The sequence below is a fragment of the Flavobacterium sp. PL002 genome, assembly GCF_054165825.1.
This window is the reverse complement of sequence record NZ_CM135110.1, coordinates 3098978-3119336: the sequence shown is the minus strand read 5'-3', so window position 1 is coordinate 3119336 and position 20359 is coordinate 3098978. Positions and strand designations below refer to the sequence as shown.

Below are 20359 nucleotides of genomic sequence, written 5' to 3'. Positions count from 1 at the left end.
TTTCTTAATTTATTAGTGGTATTTTTATTATGAATGTGCTTCCTTTTCCTTTTTCGCTTTCTACGTAAACTTGACCATTGTGGTCTTCTACAATTCTCTTTACATAAGCTAATCCTAAACCGTGCCCTTTTACATTGTGAATGTCACCAGTGTGTTCCCTATAGAATTTTTCAAACACTCTTTTTTGAGCTATTTTACTCATTCCTAATCCATTATCCTTAACTTTTATAAGAATCATGTCTTTTATATTTTCTGTAAAAACTTCAATATGTGGCACATCTGGCGAATATTTAATTGCATTTTCAAGAACATTAACCAGTACATTTGTAAAATGTACTTCATTGATTAAAACCGTTGTTCTAGCTGCATTGAAGTGGCTTACTATTTCTCCTCCTCTATCTTCAAGAATTAAATTAACGTGCTCTATTGCATCATTAATCACCTCTACAACATCACTCGATTCTTTTTCAATATCTAATTCTTTTTTCTCTAGTTTTGAAATTCGCAATACATTTTCAACTTGAGCATGCATGCGTTTATTTTCATCCCGAATCATTTGCAAATACTTCATTACCTTCTCTCGGTCATCAATTATTTTTGGGTTTTTTATAGCATCTAGAGCAAGATTTATTGTTGCAATAGGTGTTTTAAACTCATGTGTCATGTTATTAATAAAATCTGTTTTGATTTCAGAAATTTGACGCTGACGTATTAATTGATTCAATGCACTCGAATAAGCAATGAGGATAATTAATGTGAAAATAATTGAAAGAACGCTTAAACTTATTAACTCTGATAATAAAAATTTCTTCTTATGCGGAAAACTAACCAATAACTTGTATTTTTCGTTCCCTTCATTATCAGTATAAACTGGAGTAGAATAGGTTGTCTCTTTATCATATTTAAAATCGGCTGACTTAATTGCAGTGGCGATACCATTACTATAAATTCCGAATTCAAATTTTGTCTTAACACCAAATTGTTCTAACTCCTTTTTTATTAATTTCTCTAATGTAACTTTAGAAACTCTTTCATCTAGCGGCATTGCTGCTGCAATATCTTTGTATGAAATTTCGAACTGCACTTTGTCTAATACATCCAGATTACCTGATTTTTCAATAGTAACGTCAGGAAGTAAATTCTGCTGTAAATTAGATTTATCAACTCCGTTATTATTATAAACTTCAGTTACTCTTTTAGAACTAAAATTTTTAAATTTCTCATTACTGAACTTTTTATTGAACAGTGAGGCAGAGATATCAAAATCTTCGGATATAATACTATTAGAATAAACAATTGTCTTGTTTGTCTTTGTATTTCTTTGAACGTAATAAAATTCAGTCAGGTCCTCTTTTTTAGGAATTTTACCCGTACTGTCCTTAATTCGATTGTATCTATCATAAAATGTATAAGCTTCTTGTTTTTGCAATTTATCAGCAACGTTACCAATAACTTGCGTTACATGAAATTTAAATTGTTCGTCATTATTCTTGAACGAATTATTAAACCAATATACTTGTACAAGTATTATCCCAATTAAGGATAAACTCATCAATAAAACCAGTAACCTAAAAAAAAGTTTATTCATCAGAACAAAATTAACATTTTAACAGTATGAATGATAATCTATTAACCAAACATTAACATCTAGTTGCTGTTTTGTTTAATCAATAAAATTTTATGAATTTCTTCGACTTTTAACATTGCCGACTCCAGATCAACATTTTCTATAACAAAATCACTTTTTGCGACACGCATTTCGTCCGTCCATTGCGAATTAATGCGTTTTAGCACTAATTCCCTGTTAGAATCATCTCGATCAATAACACGCTGAATTCTAGACTCTAAAGGTGCTGTAACACAAATAATTTGGTCACAGTTTTTATAATTTCCACTTTCAAACAATATAGCCGCTTCATAAATTATATAGGGCTGATTATGATGTAACAAAAGCCATTCCTCAAAATGTTCTCTAACAGCAGGATGAACTATTGCGTTCAACTGCTGTAATTTATCTGGATCATTAAACACAATGTCGGCTAGCATTTGTCGGTTAAGGGTATTATTTTCAAAAATATGTCCTCCAAAAGCTTTTTTTAGTGCTTTTATTAAGATTTCTGACTGCATAACTGTCCTAGCTTCATCATCGGCAATGTAAATAGGAACCCCTAACAACAAAAAATATTTTGCAATTGTTGTCTTACCACTACCAATTCCTCCTGTTAGTCCAATAATTTTTGTCATACTATAATTTAAAAAATAATTCAGGAAAAGCTTCTTGTGGCTTTTGCTTTAAAAGGATCACTTTACCATACGATTCTATAAAACCGGTACCGTAACCAAAAAACTGTTTCCAAACAGCAACTACTGATAAATAACCAATCTTGATACTTTTATTTTGAAAACTAGCAGTAAGGAAGATAATTATAAAATAGATGAAATACAATTTCAATAAAATGTCATAGGTGAAAACCAATAATAAAACCGCTAATCCAAATCCAAGTATAAATACCGATGGAAAGAAAAATGTCAATTTATTGTATTTAGGGTACCAACTATTTAATATTGGCCTTGCTTTACCAAATTTATTTACTTGCACTGAGAACTTTTCCCAATCTATCCTTCTCTTATGATATACATACGCATTCGGGAAGAGTTTGGTTTCAAAACCAAGATTCCATAAACGTATGGATAAGTCTGGGTCCTCTCCAGGATGAATATTTCCAAATCCATTTGAGGCTTCAAAAGCTTTTCTTGAAATCCCCATATTGAAACTTCTGGGTTGGAATTTGTCAATTTTTTCAGATCCACCGCGAATTCCGCCCGTAGTTAAAAAGGAGGTCATCGCAAAATTAATTGCTTTTTGAATATCCGAAAAACTATCCAAAGCTTTATCAGGACCACCAAAACAGTCTACATAATTATTCGCCAAGGCTTTATCCACTTCTGATAAATACTGTTGCGGAATAATGCAATCCGAATCAAAAATGATAAAATAGTCTCCTTTTGCTTTTCGCATTCCGTAATTTCGTGAATCACCAGGACCTGAATTTTCTTTAAAATAATAAAAAATAGACAAGCGATCTGTATATTTTTGAACAATATCTTCGCAACGTATTGAGGAACCGTCTTCAACAAGTACAACTTCAAAAGCGGCTTTATAATCAGTTTGCACTAAACTTTGTAAAAGCTCATCAACTTCATCTGGTCGATTATAAACAGGAATAATCAAAGAAAACAACATAAATACTATGTGGTATTAGTTAAAATAAAAGGGATAAATAAGGGCGCAAAGATATACTTTTTAACAATATCAATAAAAAAACCACCACTAATATAGTGATGGTTTTACTAAACATTATATATAATTTTCATTACTACTCAAACATTTCCATGACATGTTGACTAACGCCTACATTAGAAAATCCGCCATCATGTAATAAGTTTTGCAACGTAACCATTCTAGTCAAATCAGAGAACATTGAAACGGTGTAATTAGCACAATCTAGCGCCGAAGCATTTCCTAATGGAGCCATTTTATCAGCAAAAGACAAGAATCCATCAAAACCTTTCACTCCCTGTCCTGCTCTTGTAGGCGTAGGAGATTGTGAAATTGTATTGACACGTACTTTTTTATCTCTACCAAAAAAGTAACCAAAACTACGAGCAACCGATTCTAAAAAAGCTTTATTATCAGCCATATCGTTATAGTCTGGAAAAACTCGTTGTGCCGCCATATAGGACAAAGCAACAATACTTCCCCATTCATTCATGGCGTCTTTTTTATACAAAACCTGCATTACTTTATGAAAAGAAACCGCAGAGACATTCCACCCTTTTTCAGTAAAATCATAATTTTGATTCGTATAGTGATTCCCCTTACGAACATTCACTGACATCCCGATAGAGTGCAAAATAAAATCAATTTTACCCCCAAGAATATCCACCGCTTGATCTACTAAATTCTCTAAATCAGCAACTGATGTTGCATCAGCATCAATAATTTGTGAACCTGTCTTTAAAGCCAATGCGTCGATATTACCTAACCTTCTTGCAGCAGCAGCATTTGTCAATACAAATATACCACCTTCCTCATGTACGCGTTCAGCAGTTTTCCAAGCAATTGAACTTTCGTCTAAAGCGCCAAAAATGATTCCTCTTTTTCCTTTTAATAAATTATACATAGTTCACTATTTTATAAAAACATCCAAAAGTACACAATCCATTATTGGCTTGCAAACAGCTTTCCTTTTTTGCTATTAGGACCACAATAGTTATAGTTTGCAGAAACAGTCGTCCCGCCATTCGCTATATTTCCAATTAACAAAAACTACGGCACAAAAGCCTTGTTTTTCTAAATTGCAAGATGCCACTACTGTCGGGGGTAGGTAACAGCTCTTTAATTATTTATTAAATCATACAAAGCAGCTGCTAATTTACAAATTGATTAAGATGTCCTTTTATAAAATACAACCTACTTTTAGTCAAATCGCTAATACGACCAGCCATAATATTACTCTGAATTGTTCCTCCTCCTGAATATTCTGTTTTTGTGATAATACCAATTAACTCGTCTTCACTGTCCCTAAATTTTATCCAATTTCTTTGAGAAATTTTTAATTTCTCTTGATCTTTAGGCTGTAATTTTTTCATCAAAATAGCGTAATACTTATTTAGCAACTTATTGTAATCCTTATTAAGATCCACTATCGCTGAAGTCATTCCTGCAGTAGAGTAATCAACTTCTACTTTTTTATCTGCCAATTTTTCAGCACGGTAAATATCTGTTTCAAATTCGTTGTCTAATGAAAAATCAGCACCTGCATTTCTTTTAATTAATGAATCTTTAAATTTAAGGGCTTGTTTATCAACTTGGACTTCAATTTCGGCAAGTTTTGCTAGAGTAAGTCCTTCTTGCGCATTGACAAAAGTTGCTGATAACAATAAAAATAATAGCAATCTAGATTTCATAAGTATCTTTTAGAGGTGATTTTATAATTTATAGAGCAAAAGCAATTTTTAATCGAAGTGAATTAAGCTTTATGCTAACAATGAAACTAAAGTAGTAAAATGATCTAAAATTGATGCCTAAAATTATATTAAAAAAAAATAGAAGTTGTCTTTTGTAGGGTACTTCTGTTGTAATTATTAATTCTATGTAGTTTATTTTCAGTTAGATTTACTTTTCTAATCTAAATCGTTCAAATGACTGCCAATATTTATCTTTATACATTTCGTAATCAATATTCAATTTTCCATCATATTTCTGAAGTAGTTTATTCATTATTAAGGCTGGCTTTCTAAAATCCTTACATGCAAAGTAAATTTCTCTTTCCCCATCAGCAGTTTGACGTCCTATATTGAGGTATCCGTTTTCATCTTTCAAATCAACCCTAATTTCATCTTCTAATTGATTTAGTAGTTCATAGGTTACGCTATTCGGCATGCCGTTATTATTAGCACCATCAAATGTAATTGAAACATTAAATATCCAAGGATGTGATGCCTTACTCTCCCACTCTAACAAGGTAGCATTTACTATCGCAATCAATGGTTTTCCGTTAGCAAGCTCCGCTTCCATACTAGAATAACCATCATTCTCTGTATTGTAGCGGTGTCCACTGTATTTTTCTACAAATTCTTTTTCTCTCCAAATAAGATAATCCTTTAATTTCTCTATCGGAATCAATGTTTCTTGTGCATCTTCCTTTGAAATCACTATCATATTATCAATTGTTGTAACCGAATTAAGCTCACCTAAATAATTATCAATAAAAACAAAAGTTCCATTCAAGATTAAGGCTTTATCTTCCTCCTTATAATCATGGTAAACAATTACAATATCTACTTCATCAGGATATTTCTTGTGGTCAATTGCATAAAAGGAAAGGTTTTCACTTCCAAAAACGTAATCCCCCATGTTAATTTGGATATTTTTAATAGCTGTCTCTGATTTTAAGGCTGTGAATTTCCAGTTGGTTAATTTTGGTGCCGCTTTAACTAATTCCTCTACAGCGGCAATATTTTTTACAACTCCTTCTGGCGTTAAAATCAACTCAGCAGTTGTATCATTACACATGCCTGTTAAGTAATAAAATCCTTCTTGCAGTTCAGCTAGCTTAGGTGCTATTTTGTTTAAAAATTCCTTCTCAATATTTTTACGTTGTTTAACGACTTCAAAAAACTGTTGCTCATTACTTTGAAACCAATCCCAAAATTCTGCGTAAGTGTTGATCGTACTTTCCTTTTTTGCAAAAATATTTTTTAAAAAACCCATGTTTTACCTGCTATTTAAATATTGACTAATTATTTCAAAACGAATATAATAAATTTCATTAAAAATCATATTAACTATGAATACTCAATTAGCGACTTCATTCTCTATATCGAGCGTACCTACACTTACTTTTTTTTAATTAAAAAAACACAGCAAATGGCGATACCGTACATTAAAATCGTTTCTAAAAGCACCTTACCCTATTTTTTGTTTTTAATATCCAAACAGAAAACTATTGATAAAAAAAACATTCATTACTAAAATAAAAAGCTGAAAATTAGTTTTAATAGAAACTCTTGCGAATCCTCTTCAATAAAGGGCTGAGGGTTTTATTAAGTAAATTATCGTTAAAAAAAAACTTATTATGATTCATTTTTGTATATATTTACTCATTGTTGTCCGGTAAAAATAATTTGAAAGTTATTTTTTCTTTATTTTGCAAGGCTTGACGAGGTTTTAACCTAGTTCAGCTTGTTTTCGAGTACTATCTTGAGAATTCGATGTACTAAAAAATATAATTTTTGGTTTGTTATATCGAATTTTATCCAGTTGCTAAATAATCATCAAATAAACCTATTTGACCATCTTTTATATGATCTAATTCCCAGTCTTTTTCAGGACTTTCTAAGAATTTAGTTAGGTGAATGTAATTGAATAAATGAATTCTACAAAAACTAATTAAATTCGAGAAAGACCATTGTCGTTTCAAGCTTTTCTTTATCACGCCTAGCAATAGATTTACTATTAGAACACAGTAAATTTGGATTTTAATAGCGTTTTCATTGTCTCCTAAAAAATATTTTAGAGGAAAATTTTGCTTGATTTGTTTGAACAAAAGCTCTATTTGCCAACGTATTTTATAAAGTGCAGCTATTGTGTCTGCTCTAAAGTCAAACAAATTACTAATAAACTCAAATCTTCTTTTGTGTTCTCTGTCATAGTACATTATTTTCCTTAATTTCAATTTGGTTTTTACGCCTTCCTTATTGACTTCAACTTCAATTATTTCGTCCGATAAAACACCGCAGTGAATGTTCCTTGGAATGTCATTTGTTTGTGTTACTTCATATTTTGCATTCTCTTTTATTCTCGTTACAAAACCTGTTTTTTGAGCTGTAAAATGCTCAAAAGCTTTGTAATCATTGTATCCTTTATCGAATATATAAACGGTATGTTCATCGCATTTTAGTCTTTTCAAAAACTGATGATCATGCGTTATGGCTGATGTGAACCAAACTAAACTTGGTACTTTTTCATCGGCATTTATCACACTATGCGATTTAATTCCTCCTTTACTTTTTCCGTCAACAGACTTTCTACCAACACATTTTAATATATCTTTAAACAAGCTTATTGTGGTGCTATCTACAATCTTAACATTCTTCTTCAAAGCTTCTTTAATTCGACTGTCCGATAAAACGAAGCTATATTTCTGAAGTAAATTGGTATAAATTTCTTCAAAAAACTCAACCTTACGTCCCTTGTTGGCATCCGCCAAAGTACTCTTTTTGGGAAGAGAGTTGATTCTAACAGTTTCTTCCTTACCTGACAAACCAAGCATTCCTCCAGATACTTCTCGTAAAGAGTTGCACTTTTCTATGCAACAAAATATCATACTAAATAGATGATCTTGACTCTTGAAACGTTTTACATATCGGTCTGAATTATATTTCTCAACAGCTTTCTGAATCATGGAGTCATCTATTAAAGAAATTAGCTGTCCGAAAACAGACTTAGTCGAAAAATACTTATTTTTACCCATCGTTATTTGAATTTTGCAACTCTAAATTACGATTATTTTAAGAAGCCATTAATTTGGCTTCTTTTTTTATCGGACAACAATGATATAAAATGAAAAAAATAATATATATATTATGTGGACTGGGATTTATTATTTTGGTAGCATATGGTATCCTCGTTCTTGGATTAATGGGTGTATTCACCGAAACAAAGTATTTTCCTGCCTCTCCTCCCGAAATTGATTATTTGCATGGTGTTGTAGTTGATGAAAATGAGAATCCAATCCCAAAATTAAAAATAGCAATTAGATGTAATGAAAGCTTATATAGTATTACCAATAGCAAAGGAGAATTTACAATTAAAAGTAATTCTATAAAAATTGTTAATGGACCAATTCAATCTGTACTTCTTATTAAAAAAAACCAAGTCACTCTTGATAGTGCATGGACATACACATCTAAGGAATTTCATCATAGAATTGATTCTAGGTATATTTTTTGTAAAATAAAAAAAGACACCATTCATTTAGATACGAAAACACAAAAAATACTATGGTATTAAATTGCCAATTGCTTCACAAAATGTTATTAGACAAATTCTTTAATTAAATATACTTTATACGATATTGCTGATTATACTGATGTAGGAGAATATTATATTCATTGGGATGGTTTTGATGATAATGAGATTTATAACAGTATTCGATTTAATGGCAAAATTTTAAAAGCCAAAATTACAGCCACCAAAGGAGACAAAAAGAAAAGCATTACGGTAGATTTTTCTACAAATTATAGCGAAGTACAATGGACTGATGTGAAAATCGACAGAAATGCTAAAAGAATATATGTAACTTTGAGAGTGAATCTTACTGATGGAGGTGAAGAAGGATTGAGTTGTTATGAAAAAGATTATGATCCAGATCCTAAATTTAGACAAATGGGAACGGTTTGTCCTTGGGATAAAATTCCTGCTTCTGAAATTAGCCTAAATAATCCAATTATTAAAGTAAGGACAAGAAAATTTCAAGATTTAGAAAAATTAGCACTTAAAGGAATTAAAAAGTATTGGAGTAGAGAACATAGTTACAGCTTAAAATTAAATAATGAAAAGTTTGAAGTAACAACTACTCCAATTAATACAATTCATAATAGCTTAAATCCTTTGAATTTAATTTATAACACTAACGGTAATTGGGGTAGATCTGGAAACGCTGGAATTTTAGGAAAAATATACTATAATATTGGATATTGTAATTTTTTAGCCTGGTACGAGCCTTCTTTTTTTAATGATTGGGGGTATTTGGACGTTGCTAAACATAAAGTTGATGAAGATTTTATGTATACTTCAGCTCATGAACTTGGACATTCTATATTGAAAGCTTATGGTAGCACTTTGTATTCATTCACGCATGATGATTCATCAAAAATATGGCAAACACCAAACGGGAAAAAAAGTTATATAAAAGAAAAATCTTTAGGTGAAATTAATTTAATGCACTATTACAAGGATGACCCTCATCAATCTCAATATGATTACAATTTAATAATAGCCCAAGAAAATGATGTTTTAGGTTTAATATGGTTAACGAAAATAAAGATAAAATGAAAAGAATATTATTAATTAGTAGCTTCTTAATCATGTATAGCTGCAAAAACAATTCAGGATACATATATGATCTGAATAAAATGGCCCCTTTAGATGGAGTTATTGTACAAGATATAAGTAATCCAATTAATAAAATTAAAACTGACGCAACTGGTAAATTTTCATTTTCAGAATGTGATAACTTAATTATTATTAAAAAAGGTTATGAAACTGATACATTAAAAAAATATGGATGTAAACCAGCAGGAAAATGTTTCGATGGTCATATCTTTTACATGAAAAAAAAGTAATTAATGCGAAATACAAAAAATAAAGTGATGTACTGAAAAATGGTTAGCAATTAGATATTTGAAGGTACAATTTATACTGTACACTTTTCCCCGCTGCGCAAAGTCTCATGACTTTGCGCTTTTTTGATATTTTAGAAAGTCGTTAACGGAATGAAAGTCTCCCGACTTTCTAACCAATCATTGAATAGCCATAATACACCCGCAGGATTAGGACGCGTAAAAGTAGCCTTCAACTGGGCAAGTGGCAGCAGCACTAGCGAGTGGATGCGTATGATGCAACCGCATTCAGGTGCAGGAAAAGGATTTTATTTCATCCCCGAAATAGGCGAAGAAGTATTAGTAGGATTTGAAGGCAATAATGCACAAAATCCTTACGTTTTAGGTAGTCAGTACAACGGTAGTGAATCCAGTGGCTATGCTGATGGCGAGAACAACGTAAAAGCCATTCATACCCGCTCAGGAACCAAAATTATAATGAACGATAGTGAGGGAAGTATTTTGATCGAAGATCCTTCTGGGAATACGTATTCAATGGATGGACAAGGAAATATTGTAGTTACTGCGCCAAAAAACATGACTTTTGAAGTTGGTGAGGATCTAATTATAAATGTAGGAAAGAATATGACTACCCAGGTTGGAGAAGATAGCACCATGGATGTTGGTAAAAACCAAACGATCACGGTTACAGAAAAACTAAACCTACAAGCGCAAGAATATAAACAAAGTATAGATGAAAATAAAACCGTAACCATTGGTGGTGATCTAAAGGAAACGACAGCCACAACAACTCACAAGGCTATAGGAGGCGATATCATAATCAAAAGTGCTGGAGTAGCCAAATTATTGGGAGCTACCGATGCAAAAGTAAATATTGGGTAAGATGATAAAAAAGTATAGAGGCATATGGAAATCAACTTTTAAATTTAATGATTCACTATCTAGATATGATTATTGGATCTTTACTGGTGTGAATACTATCTTTATGTTTTTGGTTGTTCTTTTTATGGAATCTTTTAAACTAGATTCTTTAGGACAGTTAATAAGTTTAATCTTTGTCTTTCCTCAAATTGCTGCGGGAGTAAGGAGAATGAATGATTTAGGTGTATCTCCAGGTTATTTTTTTATTCCTCTTTATGGTTTTTATCTTTGTCTACTTTCTGGTAAAAAAGAACATCATTCAGTAGCTGTAATTCCAAAAATTGATATTAAAACTTTTTTCATCATAGTTTTAATATCGTTTATCATAGGAGTAATTAATTTGGTTTTTATGATCTTTTATAATAGAGGCGGTGGTCTAGCTGAAGCAATTGTATCCCTTTGTATCGGCCTTTTACTATATCCTCTACTACTTACAATACTACTCGTATTAATAAATTTAGTAATAAAAGAAAAAGCGACTATTAAAAGAATTTTTTTTTTATGGTTTAGTTTTGCTAATTATATCATTGATTATAACTATACAACTAATACTCCCTGAATTATAAATTTATCAAGCTACTCTATGAACACAAGTACAAGCCGACCCATCAAAGAAAAAAACTTTTATTATAAAATATTTTTAGCCATTTTGACTATTGCTTTTTTAAACATTACTTATTTACTATTGCGAAAGATGTCTGGCGGAGTCAATTTTTATTTTTTTTCGCTTAGTAAAAAAACCATTTGTATCCTTTTATCGCTACTAGCTATGCCAATTAATTATACCCTCATTTCTATTACAACTTTATTTATAAAAAAAACAAATAGAAACTTATTTATCTGTTCGGGCGGATTGGCGCTCCTAACGCTATTTTTAATCCACACCAATACAGCTAGGGCTAACTTTGATTACAAACAAGATAAAATAATTGATAATATGAATTTAGAATATTTTAAGTGGGAAGAAAACAATAACGCACCATTAGGATACCCCATCGATGTATATCAAGGAGGATTTGAATTAAAAGACGGCAATTCTGTAGGATTAAGTATGGGGACTTCATCAGGAATTCATGGTTGGGGCGCTCCTGGTGGTGGGAGAACCAGTGATACAAAATCATTGCCTAATAGACTTGATATAATATGGGTATCTTATGCCGAAGATACTTTTTATCACATTGACTGTGCTATAGATTATGAAAAGATGTTAAAACTATTTCAAGAAGGCTATGACGAAAAAGATTCTTCTGGAAAAATAAGGCATGAAACATATAGTAGAATTATTGTAGGCTACGCTCCAGGAGGCGTTGTTGTAGTTTGGGTCTTTGGTAGTTCAAAACAAGTTGAAGTGGGGCGCTACCAAGGGAAGAAAATAGTGATTGACCAACAAGAGATAGATCACTTAGATTATCCTAAAAAGCTATTTTTTCAGCAGTCGTATCGCGATCAAAAAATGAATAATCAATATATAGTTCCTACAGCGGTATATGAAGCAAACAAAAAGAAACCGATACCTTATGGTATTTGGGATACGTATAGAGAAAAGTATTTGTGGAGTCCTAAATTTACACAAAACAAATTTAACGATTCCAGTTTTACTATGATTTATGCACGGATGGAAATGTTTAATGGTGAAGTGGAAACTCTATTTGATGAGCATCTTTTAACTCCTGAATATACCATGAGAGCTATTCCAAAAACAATCAAAATTATATGGAGGGATAAGAATGGACAAGCCTATGGTGGGGATGTAATTTTTGATGATGAAACTTGTTTTGATGCTTTTAAAGAAATTTACAAAGAAGGTAAAGATACTCAAGTTGAGATTGTACTTGAGGTCAATTTACCTAATACGTTTATCACGGTAGTACTCAAAGGTAAAGACAAAGAAGTCTCATTAAATAAAAACGCAATAGTCGATGTTATTAAAACTAGCAAAAAATTTTACTAATGGGAAAATCATTTGTTTACAATACAGGAGCTGGAGAAGATGATACAACCCCAGATAATTTAAATCTTAATTTTGGAATCTTTATAGATGGCACCTTGAATAATATGTACAATACTGATCTAAGACTTGAATATTCCAGAGGAGGAGATACTAATCCTAACAGATGGAATTTGACAAATGCCGAAATAGAAAGATGGGAAGATGCTAGATATGATTATGTTCCAAACAAAGATAAAATAGAAGACTTATTAGCCATAGAGAATAGAACAAAGGCAGAACAAACCCAGTTAGACAATATGCCTGAGGAAGACGTTTACTTTGTGGCATCACATAGAGATTTTATGGGTAAAATGGGTACAGACAATAGCTATAGTAATGATTATACTAATGTGGCTCGAATGTGGACGTGTTGTGATGAGAATTATGATATATATGTAGAAGGTATGGGTACAAAAAAAAATAGTAGAGATGATGACGAAGGCTTTCAGTTTGGGTCTGGTAGCGTCTCTGGGATTAGAGCTAGAGTACGAGAAGCTTGCGATAAACTAGCAGACAACATACAAATAGGGAAAGAGTTCAAAAAGAAACTTAAGGTAATTACGGTAGATGTTTTTGGTTTTAGTCGTGGGGCAGCATCTGCACGAAATTTTGTTTCGGAGATTAATTTTAACAAAGGTGTATATCGAGCAACAAAGGTGGGTGAATATGAATATAAAGTGCCTAAAAAGGAAGAAAAACCACAAACAGTTCGAGATAATATACCACAACAGCAAAGGATAATTGACAACCCTTATCGATCATTTAATATTAATAATATCCCCAAAGCTCCTATTGTAAAAAAAGACATTCGATCTATTTATCATGATCGTGATGGACAATTAGTAAATGGTAGTTATATTATAAATGGTTACATGCCAAAATTTGGTCATTTGGGGATTAGCTTGTTAGAAAAAGGTGTCGTTAAGTCTATAGAAGAGCTGAATGAGCTGACTATTGTTGTTCGTTTTCTTGGGATTTACGATACTGTTTCATCATTTGAAGAAATTGGCCCCATGGGTGGTGATAATACCCATATAAAAGGAATTAAGCACTTAGTGAATAGTTACTTTACAGATGATGAAAAGCAATTAAATCTCCAAAACATGGGGGAAATTCAAAAAATAGTTCATTTTACAGCCAAAGATGAGCATAGAGAGAATTTTGCTTTAACTAGAGTCAGTACAAAATACAATCGGATTGATGATAATGGAGATAATCGTTTGGTGGAAAGAAATTTTCCAGGAGTACATTGCGATATAGGGGGAGCATATCTTAATGAAATAGAAGAGATTGACGAAATTGAAACTACTGCATTTTTGAAGCTTGAAACTTCAGATACTGCAAGTGGAGAATTACGCAATTTGCGACAAGAATTAATATGGAATCATTGGTTTTACGATAATGAAATTCAAATTACAAAACCATTTTGGTACTACCCTCTTAAGGTTATAGAATTATTTTCACTCATGAGTTTTCGTTTCAAAACTGCATATTTAGCTAAACAAGCCGCTTATGAAGCTTTAAGTAGTAAAAGAAACGTAAAGAAAGAATATAGTTATATCCCGCTTCATTTTATGGGAGGATTTTGCAAACCTTTGATTACTGATAAATATATGCCTGATAATGTAGAAGTTAATTATTCAATACTTGGGAATACAGTATTAGAACAGGCTAAATCGTATTTAAAAACTCATGTTTTAGAGCAAAATAAAGAATGGGATTTTAAAAGTGATTTTGAACTTTTGACTACAAAGGAGATTATTGATAAACATAGAGAAGTACCACCAGAGAAAGTTAGAGACAACATCCCGAATAAACCTAAATTTGATTACGAAAAACAAAAAGCATTCGAAAAAAAACTGGAACTTGAAGAAGAAAAAAGATTAAGATCGATACGAGAATATTACGGCTATGGCACAACTGAAAAACGTCCACTAGTTTCTCCCATAGAAAAAGCTGAGGTAGAAATAGATTACACTTCTCAAGAGTTATTACGAAAATTGCGACATGAATATTTTCATTGGTCATCTAATCGAGATTGGTTTGGTATGGATCATGCAAAGGATAGAATACGAGAAGAATATCCAAAAAAATAATTGATTATGATCCCATTAACCCATTTTTTACATGAATTTTATCTAGAACCGGTCATAAACAAAAGGCTTAATTATAGATTTGAAACAGTAACAACCGATTCATCGAATAAAAAACGCATTGTAGAGAAATCGATTATTCGAGAGGTCGAGTTTACGAATTTAGGACAAAGAGACGAACTGTTTGTTTTTGATGTATTTACCGCTAGGGTAACTCTTAGCTCAAATAAAACCATTAAAAATGAACGCTTGTTAAAGGAGGATATTTATGCCTTTGATGATATCGAAATGGGGGTAAACGATAAAGGCGAAATTAGTAAAGTGTATAATATCAAGGAAATGCAATACCGATGGAAAAGCAAAATGATTGAATTGAAAGTGGATAATTCTGGATACGAATTGGAGGCTTTTTTTGATGAAATTTCGGATGTGATGAATGATACCGAAAAACTACTTTTCTACCTGAATTCCAAAAACATGTTTGGCCTCTATTTTCACGGATTATTTGGTAAAAATGACATGCATGTAGTACCTAAAAAAAGGACTGCCGCAATTTTAGATTTAGACGATGTATTGGTTACTGAAGAAATCTGGACAGATAATAGAGAACCGTCTTTTGTAATTAGAGCGCAAAAAACAAATGACATACATAAAAACATAGAATCGACCAGTGATGTGCTAAAAAAATACGAAGGAGAATTGCGCTACAATAAAAACAATCAATTGGTGGAAGCATTTTTTGAAATTGAAAACGAGAATTTAAATATAAAACACAACGTATTATGGGTTGGTTAGATAGTATTTTTGGAGGGTTGAGTAAGCCTGATTATGATAAAATGTTAAAGGAACGTCTGGAAAAAGAGCAAATTGAAAAAGACGCAATCTTTGACATGAGTAAAAATGTGGACCAGATTAATAAGCGTACACAAAATAACGCCATTGCGGAACGAAAATCTAAAAATGATGCCCATAAGGAAGAAGCTCGAGAGGAAAGAAAAAAAGAGGAAAAAGCAGCAGATGATTTAAAACTTGTGTTAGATACTGCAAAATTACAATGCGATTTGTGTGTCAACCCCATAGGGGATCTTAAAGTTAATTTTAAGACCCCCACCATACAAGGTAAAAAAATTGCCACAGTAAAAGAGAAAGATATGAAGAGTCTCATTTTTAAAGGAAATTGTAAAAAAAGCCCTCAGAGTGCGAGTCCTTGCGCCTCGATGATGCAATTGGGGGATTGGGAAGATGTAGGAACTATAAAAGTACAAGACCAATTTCCGTTACTGCTAAAAAGTACCATAAAATGCAATTATGGCGGTGTTCCCATAAAAATAACCGATTGCGCACAAGTTAATGAACCAGCAGATATTGAGTCAACACCAAAGGAAGCGAAGAAAGAGAAAAAGATTTTGAACGCCACTTGGATGTGTGCAGCAATGGAAGAGGAAATTAAAGAAGCAACTATTGGAGATAAAGTAACTCTCTTGGTTAAAACTAGAAACTATAAAGAAGGGGAGACTTTAAGTATAATTATTGATGACATTAACGGTTATGATGTAAAAGAGGGAGAGAGAGAAATGACATTGACAGGAACTGTAGGAGCAGATGGTTCTGCCGAATTAAAAAAACAAGTCGTTATTGAAGATTTTACGGAGATAGTAAAACACAAAACCGATAAAGAATTACAACAAAAAGAAGCCCAGAAAAATGAAATTTACGTTACCCATGAAGGCAAAGGCTATACTCGCTCCGAATGGAAAGAACAGCAAGAGAACTGGCAGGACGAAATGGACGCTGCTAAGAAAAAGTAATTTGAGAAAGTAGTAAAAAAATATTATGGCTGAAAATACGGAAAGAGTTTTAAGAATAAAGAGTATTGATGGAGATACTAGGTTTCACAATGTTGAATTGAAAATTTCAACTAATTTAAAATTGTTAATAACTAAAGAAATTACTGGTTATACGTGTCAGTTTATATACGGAGACCCAAGTGATTTAGATTATGAATCCTTAGTTGTTCCAACGTATAGGTTAGATGTTATTAAAAATGGAAAAGTTGTCACAAATTATAATGTGACTCGTGATTCTTGGTATTCTAGAGGAGTAATCAAGGATAATTGGGGGCCAAATGATGATATAGAACTTTCAAATAGATGTTTTGAGCCGTTTAATGAGAACATAAATCTCTTTTCAACAGTTCCTACAGCTTATCCGCCTGATGCAGAATTAGATGCTCTGGCCTTAAGGCAAAACAAATCTGAGGAATTAAAGGCGGTATCTCATACAAAAAGGATGCAAACTTATGTAGATGGTGAATCTATAGACGATGCCCGAAAAGATTTAGGTATAGCAATTGGCGTTATGATTCATGTTGGAGGCTGGTTTAATAATGGGCATACGAATAAACTAGCGGGTTCTTATGGCTGTTTTGGTATTGTTCCCAAAGTACAAATTGATAAAACAAAAGGGGAAGCGGAAGCTATCAGAACAAGCAAAGGATATAAAAATTATGAGCCTTCAAATAATGCATATAAATCAGCTCTTAATTTTATCATTAAAGGATCTGAAGGTATGGCTATTCATGTATTAATTGAGAAAAGAGATAATGTAGAACTGTTAAGAACCTTAAAAAATCAATAAGTATTAAAAAAACATATCCTCATTGGTAGTAAATACCAATGAAGATATGCAAATTCCATATTTCTTAAAAAATAAATATTATCTCCATATGAAATACTCAATATTCATTTTTGCAATTATTTTAACGCTTGGTTGTACAAGTAAACATGATCTAAAAAATGTAACTAAAATTTATGAAAAACTAATTGTTTTTAACGGAGAGGGGCTTGTCCATTCAGAAAACAAGATTATTATAATAGATGGTAAAAGGTGTGTTATTGAAAAAAAAATAATATATGATCATCAAGGTAAATGTTTGTTTTTATATACTGGAGGATCGGAGGGGTTAATTTCGCATTCAAGAAACTCTAGTAGAGGTTATTTGCCAATTGAGGGGGAAGCACTTAATTACACTATTAAGATTGATAAAAAAAACAATTGGATTCTGGATAACAATGATACTATAAGAGTTTTTAAAGTTTTAGGAAATGAAATTATAACTAGTACTAATGAAAAAAGGGGGAGATTTTTTGTGTATAAATACAGATAGATTTAGAATAGATCGATATTCTAATTAGAATGATATCCAAAAACTAAACCAATTTATTTGATTCTTAAAAGAGTTTTTAGAATAAAATTATTTATGGAGATACTAGGTTTCAAGGCGTGGAGTTAGAGATAATAGAAAAATCATTAATCCTAACTTTCGATGCTGATAAAGAGGATGTTAAAAATGGAAAATTTGGTTTTGATAAATTCATCAATATATGCACCAGTGACTTTACTAAACTGGAAGAAGAATACAAACCATTAACCATCTATAAACAAAAGTACTATCCAGTATGGGTAAGCATGAGAATAGGGCAAACAATAACTTTAAAGCTTGATTTTTTGGATAAAAAAAACTATAAATTTTTTAAGGAGATAAAATTTGAAAGTAATCCCGATTTTACTTTTGAACCAACCAATTTAAAAGATGCTAAAAAAATAAAAATAACCTGTCACAATAACAGTTCTGAACCATTACAATTAAAAATTGAAGGTGATGGTGAAACTGTGGGTGCTATTAATTTTTTCTATCCAGAACCTAAAACCCTTGCTCTAGACTGGCGATTCGTTGAAGTTACAGGTAATAATTCGGATAGGGATAAATTAAATTACATTGTGAAAGTTGAAAAATTAAAAGCTCTTCTTAAAAAAGGTTTTAATCCCTTATTAATAGATTTGAAAATAGTTTAGCTAATGTAGCAGATTTAACTCTTTTTAAAAATGAAATGGAGAAAAAAGCCAAGGTTATAATATATAATGAAGAAGAAAAACATTATTACATAAATGATGTAAGGAAGCAAACCTTTGTTGCTTATATACAAAGAGAAAATAAAGCTTCAGAAAAAGCGCTTACGATTTATTTTATAAACATGCGTTGTGTAAAACCTTCGGAAGTGGCTAAGTCACAAAATGGAGAAGGATTTAGTCTAGTTGGTGGTTTTTCTCCCACAGGAACAGGTGTGGCATACGGTATTTTAGATTCTGGTGATACTATAAAAGAGGAAAATATTATTCACGAATTACTGCACGCAGTTGGTTTACGGCATACATTTGAAAAGGAGTCTAAACATCAATTCAAATTTTCAAAAACGAATGATTACATGGATTATAATACCAAACACACATATTATATAGTCCAAATTTTATCTAAAAACACATAGCTATACCCGCAGATACTCATTACCTCTTTTTTAGTTGTATTTTTCACCACATCAGTAATAAAATCTTCAACATCCTCCAATGATTTGTGAAATTTATTAGAGAACTGTCGTTTATATTTTGCCCACATTTTTTCAGCGGGATTAAGTTCTGGACTATATGGTGGTAAAAAAACAAGAACAATATTTTCAGGAATGATTAATTTTTTAGCCTTATGAAATCTTCCATTATCCAGCACGACTATTTTAAGTTCCTTGGGTTTTTCTTTTGTGAAGTTATTTAGAAAAACTTGAAAATTATCAGCATTACAATGCGGGAGTATTAGTTGAAAATGGTCTCCTGTTATGGGAGAAAATGCTCCAGAAAGCCAAGTTGATTTGAAGACTTGTTGGAAAGTGCAAATTGGTTTCACACCAATAGCAGTAACTGATTTGCCATTGCGTGTAAATAAACCATAACGCGATTCGTCTTGAAAAAATAGATTTATAGATTCAAAATTCCCCACAGCATTCAGTGCTATTTCTTGGCAGATTCTTCCGAAGTCTTTTTAAAAGAGATTCCTTGGTTTTCATCTTTTTTAACGTGACTTTTTCGGGCTACTTTTACGCTTGATTTAAAATTTCTAATGCAGTAATAAAGTAAGGTGTTGTAATTGAACATTTTCCCTGTTTGTTTTTCAATCCAATCTTGAAGCTCAACATAACCTTGAAGTCCATTTTGAGAATCATTGAGTTTTGTTTCCAACATATTGTGTTCAGTAGCGGTGAAAACCGAAGGTTTGAAGCCTGTTTTATGATGTTTCATCAAACCCTCAATTCCTTCATTAATATACAATGTTCTCCATTTATGAACGCTATTTGGATCTACCACGGCTAATTTTGAAACCTCACGTTTGGAAATTCCTGTTTTTTCGTTTTGCTTTAAAATAAGCAGAACTCTTAGGCGTTGACCAATAAATGGGATAGATTGTTTAATTAGATTTTTAATTTCTTTTTCGGTTTCCTTGATGGTCAGAATTTTAGAATGTGCCATAATATCACTTTTATAATATAGTCTAAATATAACATTAAAAAAAACAATTATAAAAATTGGTCTATAATATATTTTTGTTTGGTATTAGATA

The 20359-nt window shown here is 31.7% G+C and carries 22 protein-coding genes; 13 read left to right on the top strand and 9 right to left on the bottom strand.

The features are described 5' to 3' along the window. Window positions 1–4: 4 nt before the first annotated feature. From ACVEGE_RS13635 to ACVEGE_RS13605, 7 genes are all read right to left on the bottom strand, one after another. Complete coding sequence (locus tag ACVEGE_RS13635) at window positions 5–1588, bottom strand: sensor histidine kinase (protein ID WP_173853016.1); 1584 nt, start codon at window positions 1586–1588, stop codon at window positions 5–7. 59 nt (window positions 1589–1647) lie between these two features. Further along, complete coding sequence (gene coaE / locus ACVEGE_RS13630) at window positions 1648–2244, bottom strand: dephospho-CoA kinase (RefSeq protein ID WP_192500534.1); 597 nt, start codon at window positions 2242–2244, stop codon at window positions 1648–1650. Window position 2245: 1 nt separating this feature from the next. Then, a complete protein-coding gene (locus ACVEGE_RS13625; RefSeq protein WP_192500535.1) occupies window positions 2246–3244 on the bottom strand; it encodes a glycosyltransferase family 2 protein in 999 nt (332 codons plus the stop codon). A gap of 133 nt (window positions 3245–3377) precedes the next feature. Then, window positions 3378–4184, bottom strand: a complete 807-nt coding sequence (locus ACVEGE_RS13620; RefSeq protein WP_192500536.1) for an enoyl-ACP reductase FabI — start codon at window positions 4182–4184, stop codon at window positions 3378–3380. A 247-nt stretch (window positions 4185–4431) separates the two neighbouring features. Continuing rightward, complete coding sequence (locus ACVEGE_RS13615) at window positions 4432–4971, bottom strand: lysozyme inhibitor LprI family protein (protein ID WP_192500537.1); 540 nt, start codon at window positions 4969–4971, stop codon at window positions 4432–4434. Window positions 4972–5179: 208 nt separating this feature from the next. Next, a complete protein-coding gene (locus ACVEGE_RS13610) occupies window positions 5180–6277 on the bottom strand; it encodes a DUF695 domain-containing protein (protein ID WP_192500538.1) in 1098 nt (365 codons plus the stop codon). A 541-nt stretch (window positions 6278–6818) separates the two neighbouring features. Beyond that, entirely contained in the window at window positions 6819–8039 is a 1221-nt protein-coding gene (locus ACVEGE_RS13605) for an IS4 family transposase (protein ID WP_192501455.1), read from the bottom strand. A gap of 89 nt (window positions 8040–8128) precedes the next feature. Between ACVEGE_RS13605 and ACVEGE_RS13600 the strand changes: the two genes are divergently transcribed. The 13 genes from ACVEGE_RS13600 to ACVEGE_RS13540 all read left to right on the top strand — a co-directional run bounded on the left by ACVEGE_RS13600 (window position 8129) and on the right by ACVEGE_RS13540 (window position 19238). Next, complete coding sequence (locus tag ACVEGE_RS13600) at window positions 8129–8578, top strand: hypothetical protein (RefSeq protein WP_192501179.1); 450 nt, start codon at window positions 8129–8131, stop codon at window positions 8576–8578. A 252-nt stretch (window positions 8579–8830) separates the two neighbouring features. Then, window positions 8831–9622, top strand: a complete 792-nt coding sequence (locus ACVEGE_RS13595; RefSeq protein WP_173855873.1) for a hypothetical protein — start codon at window positions 8831–8833, stop codon at window positions 9620–9622. Next, window positions 9619–9912, top strand: a complete 294-nt coding sequence (locus tag ACVEGE_RS13590; RefSeq protein ID WP_173855874.1) for a hypothetical protein — start codon at window positions 9619–9621, stop codon at window positions 9910–9912. Before ACVEGE_RS13595 ends, ACVEGE_RS13590 begins: the two co-directional genes overlap by 4 nt. A gap of 150 nt (window positions 9913–10062) precedes the next feature. Then, window positions 10063–10791, top strand: a complete 729-nt coding sequence (locus ACVEGE_RS13585; RefSeq protein WP_225738136.1) for a phage baseplate assembly protein V — start codon at window positions 10063–10065, stop codon at window positions 10789–10791. Between the two features lies 1 nt (window position 10792). After that, window positions 10793–11389 (top strand): DUF805 domain-containing protein, encoded by a 597-nt coding sequence (locus ACVEGE_RS13580; RefSeq protein WP_192501180.1) that lies wholly within the window; start codon window positions 10793–10795, stop codon window positions 11387–11389. Window positions 11390–11413: 24 nt separating this feature from the next. Continuing rightward, window positions 11414–12781, top strand: coding sequence for a DUF2931 family protein (locus ACVEGE_RS13575; RefSeq protein WP_192501181.1), 1368 nt, complete (start codon window positions 11414–11416; stop codon window positions 12779–12781). Further along, window positions 12781–14916 carry a phospholipase effector Tle1 domain-containing protein gene (locus tag ACVEGE_RS13570; RefSeq protein WP_192501182.1) on the top strand — a complete coding sequence of 712 codons (2136 nt, stop codon included), beginning with the start codon at window positions 12781–12783 and terminating at the stop codon, window positions 14914–14916. The genes ACVEGE_RS13575 and ACVEGE_RS13570 overlap by 1 nt, the downstream gene beginning before the upstream one ends. A gap of 6 nt (window positions 14917–14922) precedes the next feature. Then, on the top strand, window positions 14923–15708 hold the full coding sequence (locus ACVEGE_RS13565; protein ID WP_192501183.1) for a hypothetical protein: 786 nt from the start codon (window positions 14923–14925) through the stop codon (window positions 15706–15708). After that, window positions 15696–16721 (top strand): PAAR-like protein, encoded by a 1026-nt coding sequence (locus ACVEGE_RS13560; RefSeq protein ID WP_458008552.1) that lies wholly within the window; start codon window positions 15696–15698, stop codon window positions 16719–16721. Before ACVEGE_RS13565 ends, ACVEGE_RS13560 begins: the two co-directional genes overlap by 13 nt. Window positions 16722–16746: 25 nt before the next feature. Further along, the gene (locus ACVEGE_RS13555; protein ID WP_173857552.1) at window positions 16747–17550 is read left to right on the top strand and encodes a hypothetical protein; all 804 of its coding nucleotides are present in this window, start codon (window positions 16747–16749) and stop codon (window positions 17548–17550) included. Between the two features lie 88 nt (window positions 17551–17638). Further along, window positions 17639–18079, top strand: a complete 441-nt coding sequence (locus ACVEGE_RS13550; protein ID WP_173857551.1) for a hypothetical protein — start codon at window positions 17639–17641, stop codon at window positions 18077–18079. Between the two features lie 116 nt (window positions 18080–18195). Continuing rightward, window positions 18196–18768, top strand: coding sequence for a hypothetical protein (locus ACVEGE_RS13545; protein WP_173857550.1), 573 nt, complete (start codon window positions 18196–18198; stop codon window positions 18766–18768). Window positions 18769–18803: 35 nt separating this feature from the next. After that, on the top strand, window positions 18804–19238 hold the full coding sequence (locus tag ACVEGE_RS13540) for a zinc metalloprotease (RefSeq protein ID WP_225738183.1): 435 nt from the start codon (window positions 18804–18806) through the stop codon (window positions 19236–19238). On the opposite strand, the gene ACVEGE_RS13535 is transcribed toward ACVEGE_RS13540, so the two are convergent. Together ACVEGE_RS13535 and ACVEGE_RS13530 are read right to left on the bottom strand one after the other, a co-directional pair. Continuing rightward, window positions 19205–19741: an IS630 family transposase gene (locus ACVEGE_RS13535; RefSeq protein WP_458008551.1), complete on the bottom strand. Its 537-nt coding sequence runs from the start codon at window positions 19739–19741 to the stop codon at window positions 19205–19207. The two genes, ACVEGE_RS13540 and ACVEGE_RS13535, sit on opposite strands and share 34 nt — an antisense overlap. A gap of 11 nt (window positions 19742–19752) precedes the next feature. Further along, window positions 19753–20268, bottom strand: coding sequence for a helix-turn-helix domain-containing protein (locus ACVEGE_RS13530; protein WP_458008550.1), 516 nt, complete (start codon window positions 20266–20268; stop codon window positions 19753–19755). Between the last annotated feature and the right edge of the window lie 91 nt (window positions 20269–20359).

Excerpts from the sequence above, each read along its gene's own strand:
- ACVEGE_RS13600 (WP_192501179.1), top strand. The coding sequence starts at position 8,129 with ATGAAAAAAATAATATATATATTATGTGGACTGGGATTTATTATTTTG.
- ACVEGE_RS13575 (WP_192501181.1), top strand. The coding sequence starts at position 11,414 with ATGAACACAAGTACAAGCCGACCCATCAAAGAAAAAAACTTTTATTAT.
- ACVEGE_RS13615 (WP_192500537.1), bottom strand. The coding sequence starts at position 4,971 with ATGAAATCTAGATTGCTATTATTTTTATTGTTATCAGCAACTTTTGTC.
- ACVEGE_RS13590 (WP_173855874.1), top strand. The coding sequence starts at position 9,619 with ATGAAAAGAATATTATTAATTAGTAGCTTCTTAATCATGTATAGCTGC.
- ACVEGE_RS13560 (WP_458008552.1), top strand. The coding sequence starts at position 15,696 with ATGGGTTGGTTAGATAGTATTTTTGGAGGGTTGAGTAAGCCTGATTAT.
- ACVEGE_RS13625 (WP_192500535.1), bottom strand. The coding sequence starts at position 3,244 with ATGTTGTTTTCTTTGATTATTCCTGTTTATAATCGACCAGATGAAGTT.
- ACVEGE_RS13580 (WP_192501180.1), top strand. The coding sequence starts at position 10,793 with ATGATAAAAAAGTATAGAGGCATATGGAAATCAACTTTTAAATTTAAT.
- ACVEGE_RS13565 (WP_192501183.1), top strand. The coding sequence starts at position 14,923 with ATGATCCCATTAACCCATTTTTTACATGAATTTTATCTAGAACCGGTC.
- ACVEGE_RS13540 (WP_225738183.1), top strand. The coding sequence starts at position 18,804 with ATGGAGAAAAAAGCCAAGGTTATAATATATAATGAAGAAGAAAAACAT.
- ACVEGE_RS13570 (WP_192501182.1), top strand. The coding sequence starts at position 12,781 with ATGGGAAAATCATTTGTTTACAATACAGGAGCTGGAGAAGATGATACA.
- ACVEGE_RS13550 (WP_173857551.1), top strand. The coding sequence starts at position 17,639 with ATGAAATACTCAATATTCATTTTTGCAATTATTTTAACGCTTGGTTGT.
- ACVEGE_RS13610 (WP_192500538.1), bottom strand. The coding sequence starts at position 6,277 with ATGGGTTTTTTAAAAAATATTTTTGCAAAAAAGGAAAGTACGATCAAC.
- ACVEGE_RS13605 (WP_192501455.1), bottom strand. The coding sequence starts at position 8,039 with ATGGGTAAAAATAAGTATTTTTCGACTAAGTCTGTTTTCGGACAGCTA.
- coaE (WP_192500534.1), bottom strand. The coding sequence starts at position 2,244 with ATGACAAAAATTATTGGACTAACAGGAGGAATTGGTAGTGGTAAGACA.
- ACVEGE_RS13555 (WP_173857552.1), top strand. The coding sequence starts at position 16,747 with ATGGCTGAAAATACGGAAAGAGTTTTAAGAATAAAGAGTATTGATGGA.
- ACVEGE_RS13585 (WP_225738136.1), top strand. The coding sequence starts at position 10,063 with ATGAAAGTCTCCCGACTTTCTAACCAATCATTGAATAGCCATAATACA.
- ACVEGE_RS13530 (WP_458008550.1), bottom strand. The coding sequence starts at position 20,268 with ATGGCACATTCTAAAATTCTGACCATCAAGGAAACCGAAAAAGAAATT.
- ACVEGE_RS13635 (WP_173853016.1), bottom strand. The coding sequence starts at position 1,588 with ATGAATAAACTTTTTTTTAGGTTACTGGTTTTATTGATGAGTTTATCC.
- ACVEGE_RS13620 (WP_192500536.1), bottom strand. The coding sequence starts at position 4,184 with ATGTATAATTTATTAAAAGGAAAAAGAGGAATCATTTTTGGCGCTTTA.